Annotated in this window: 5 protein-coding genes and 1 tRNA gene; 2 read left to right on the top strand and 4 right to left on the bottom strand. The window is 63.5% G+C overall.

Features of this window, described 5'->3' with window-relative positions:
* The 4 genes from AC1DVT_RS19110 to AC1DVT_RS19095 all read right to left on the bottom strand — a co-directional run.
* Window positions 1-870, bottom strand: an 870-nt coding sequence (locus AC1DVT_RS19110) for a pentapeptide repeat-containing protein (RefSeq protein ID WP_477390850.1), incomplete at its 3' end; no start/stop codon positions are given.
* 114 nt (window positions 871-984) lie between these two features.
* Window positions 985-1,164: a hypothetical protein gene (locus AC1DVT_RS19105; RefSeq protein ID WP_477390849.1), complete on the bottom strand. Its 180-nt coding sequence runs from the start codon at window positions 1,162-1,164 to the stop codon at window positions 985-987.
* A gap of 384 nt (window positions 1,165-1,548) precedes the next feature.
* Window positions 1,549-1,624, bottom strand: a tRNA-Met gene (locus tag AC1DVT_RS19100).
* Window positions 1,625-1,675: 51 nt separating this feature from the next.
* Window positions 1,676-1,867, bottom strand: coding sequence for a hypothetical protein (locus AC1DVT_RS19095; protein ID WP_477390847.1), 192 nt, complete (start codon window positions 1,865-1,867; stop codon window positions 1,676-1,678).
* Window positions 1,868-2,024: 157 nt separating this feature from the next.
* Between AC1DVT_RS19095 and AC1DVT_RS19090 the strand changes: the two genes are divergently transcribed.
* Both AC1DVT_RS19090 and AC1DVT_RS19085 read left to right on the top strand, forming a co-directional pair.
* On the top strand, window positions 2,025-2,603 hold the full coding sequence (locus AC1DVT_RS19090; RefSeq protein ID WP_477390845.1) for a cupin domain-containing protein: 579 nt from the start codon (window positions 2,025-2,027) through the stop codon (window positions 2,601-2,603).
* A gap of 2 nt (window positions 2,604-2,605) precedes the next feature.
* Window positions 2,606-3,034 carry a nuclear transport factor 2 family protein gene (locus tag AC1DVT_RS19085; protein ID WP_477390843.1) on the top strand — a complete coding sequence of 143 codons (429 nt, stop codon included), beginning with the start codon at window positions 2,606-2,608 and terminating at the stop codon, window positions 3,032-3,034.
* The last annotated feature ends 77 nt before the right edge of the window (window positions 3,035-3,111 follow it).

Genomic DNA, 3,111 nt, shown 5'->3' with positions numbered 1-3,111 from the left:
GGCGAAACGCAGATCGCAGTTTGAGAAGTCGAGAGTGGCGCCATCGAGCGTCGCGCCTGCGAGGTTTGCYGCGCTGCGGTTGCTGTCGCCGAGGGTGGTGCCCCGGAATGTCGCTCGGGAGAGRTTCGCCTTCGTGAGGTYGGTGCTTCGGAGGTCGGCRCCGGTGAAGTCTGCGCCCTCAAGGTTCGCTCCGCTGAAGTCCATCCTGCGAAGGTCTGCACCCGAGAAATCCGGTCCGGCGACTGCTAACTCGTCTCTAAGTTCTTCCGAATCGGTCTGTACCTCGCTGGGCACATCGGCGGGGCTCGTGGTTCGAATGGTCATAGGCGTAACCCGACTATCGGGCTCGGGGATGGGCATTCGAACTGCTGGAGATGTGTTGATTTGGTCGTAGACCGACAGATCAACACTGGACCTGAGCTTGATGATCTCCTCCGCGGTCACTGCGGTGATTGGCTCGCACAGTCGGTACATTGTGTCGAGCGCACGCCAGGTGAAGTCGCTGGCATGATCAGTGCCCACCACATGCTTGTTCTTGTTCCTGATGCCGATCAGTTCAAAAGCCCATCCGCGGTGGTCTGGTCCGAACGCGGGGGCGAAGATTCTGTACCAGTGTTTGGTCAGCAGTATCAAGCAGACGCTGATGTCCATCGCGTTAGCGCACTCGTCGAGCGTCCCCGCCGCGGGGAGCTTTCGGTACTTCTGGACATCCTCGATGGTCGGGTTCTTTTCGTAAACGAGGGTCTCGAGAACGCCCTGGGTCCACCATGCGGCACCATAGGTGTTTTCGATTCCTTGGCAGATGAAGAGTGCCAGTGGCGCTCTCAGGAGTCGGAGCCCGGACGCCACCAATTCTTCATTCCTGGACATGTCTGCACCCTCTCGACCCCCCCCTGCCGGCGATGGACGATGGGGCCCCTTGTGTCGTTTGAGGGACCAAGTCTGGCAGACAGCTGGCATCCTCAACTTCAAGCTCGCGAGGCCTCATCGCGACTTTCCTCCGCCGGTCCTCTTCATCGTGAAATCGCCGTTCCCCAGGTTGACTTTGGTGTAGCCGCCAAAGGAATTGCTGGAGCCGGACTGCTGGTGGAGACGAGCAGAACTGACGTCCTTCGAGGAGCGGTCGGTCTTGCCGTAGCCGCCTGTGTTGCCGTTCTTTGCCATGTTGATTCCTTCCCGGTCTGCGAAGCAAAGTTTTCCAGTATGCGGAACGCCCCCGCGGGTGTCAAGGCGCACCTTGCGTGGGTGCTCCAGGACGCCGCGTACCCATGCCTGGAGCAGTTGTGAGCGTGGGTCGACGGGTTCGAGGTCACCTCGAACAACTTGCGTCCGCGACATGCCCTGCGGGGCGGGTTGCCCCGCAAGGGCGTCTGAGGCGGCAGTCCTGACTCAAACGAAGAGTCACTGATGCCCCTCCGGGGCAGGAACTATCACCGATGTCCTGAGACATCACAGACCACCACATCCCGAGAAGTGTGGGCAAAACGCAATCCGCCGAGTAACCTGAGGCGATCCCAGTCGAGAGAAGGGATCGCGGGCCCTTGGACATGGACGCGACGGCGGGAGTCGAACCCGCAGCGCTTCCGGGTATGAACCGGAGCCCGGGTCCGCCCGGATCGCCGCGATGCCCCCGAAGATCTCGAGGACTTCATCCCCTCGCGGGGACGCCCCAACGCTAACCCCGGCGGCCGACAAAAGGCACCAGCGTGACCTTCGGTTTCGCTGTGTGTCTCGAAGTCACGAAGACCGGCGCGGCAACGGGTGGCACCGGGCCGTCGAGCGCGCGCAGCATCCGTTCCAGTGTCTCGCGCATCTCGGCACGCGTCGGTTCGGCGAGATCCGTTGCGTACTCGACGCCGGCGGGCACCCACGCCGCAGCTGACCGATTGCTCGCTATGGTGCCCGGAACCATAGCGGTCGCTCAACGGTGGGGTACCGGGACATCGTCTGAGCGCGGGTGCGTCGACACGATGGGACGAGCGAACGCAATGCCGCGTCGCTGACCTGAGAGAAAGCGAAAGACGATGTCGTCGACAGCTGCAGAAACCGAAGCAGATACCCGAACCCCCGCCCGCGTCGAGGCCCCCGGCGGTGCCTACATCTCGGACCCCGCCAACGCGACCTTCGTGATGGGCGGCAGCGAGTTCGATGGTGCACCGCAGATCCCGGGCGCCACGCTCGTCCTGCACGCCATGGGCGACCGCACCGACAACCAGCTCACCCTGGCCGAGGTGACCTTCCCGGTCGGACAGCGCCCGTGGTTCCACATCCACCACAGCGAGGATGAAGCGTTCTACGTGCTGGAGGGCCAGCTCACCGTGACCGTGATCGACGGTGACGGCGTCCGTCACAAGCTGGTCACCAACCCGGGGGAGATGGTCTGGGGCCCGCAGGGCTTCGCGCACAGCTACCACGTCACGAGCGACATCCCCTGCCGGACGATCATCGCCCTCACCCCCGGGACGGTGATTCCGTTCTACTTCGCGAACAACATGAACCTGCAGCTCGACCCGAACGACAAGGAGGCTGTCGCGGCGTACTGCGAAGAGACGCTGCGTCTGTACAACCTCGAGCTCCTTCCCGACGTCCCCCTGGACGAGTGATCATGTCGGTCACGACCGAAACCTCGCCCAACGTCGCGCTGGTCGGCGACTTCCTCGAAGCGATGGGGCGCGTCGACATTGCGGCGTTGAGCGAGCTGCTGGCGGACGACGCCAGCTGGTGGCTCGGCGGAGACATGCCGGTCTCGGGGCTGTATGAAGGCAAAGACGCCGTGATCGGCGGTTTTCTCGCCTCGGCGGCGGCGCTCTTCGAACCCGGATCGTTGGGGTTCGACCTGCGCGTCATCTCCGACGCGGGTGACCGCATCATCGTGGAATACGCTGGCATCGCGCGCGGCGCGGCGACGGGCAAGGACTACAACAATGCGTACTGCACGATCTTCGAATGCCGCGACGGGAAGATCCACACGGTGCGTGAATACCTGGACACCGCCCACGCGCGCGAGGTCCTGTACTCGGTGACCGCTTCGTAGCTGTCGCTCGGGAGGTGCGCAGGGCCGCGAGGACACATGAGTCCTCGCGGCCCTCGTCTTCGGGCATGATCAGACAC

The organism is Microbacterium sp. P2_F9 (assembly GCF_056403635.1).
Note: the sequence above shows the minus strand (reverse complement) of the source record. Positions and strands in the feature narration are given on the sequence as shown.

Coding starts and splice junctions, on each gene's coding strand:
- AC1DVT_RS19105 (WP_477390849.1), bottom strand. CDS start 1,164: ATGGCAAAGAACGGCAACACAGGCGGCTACGGCAAGACCGACCGCTCC.
- AC1DVT_RS19090 (WP_477390845.1), top strand. CDS start 2,025: ATGTCGTCGACAGCTGCAGAAACCGAAGCAGATACCCGAACCCCCGCC.
- AC1DVT_RS19085 (WP_477390843.1), top strand. CDS start 2,606: ATGTCGGTCACGACCGAAACCTCGCCCAACGTCGCGCTGGTCGGCGAC.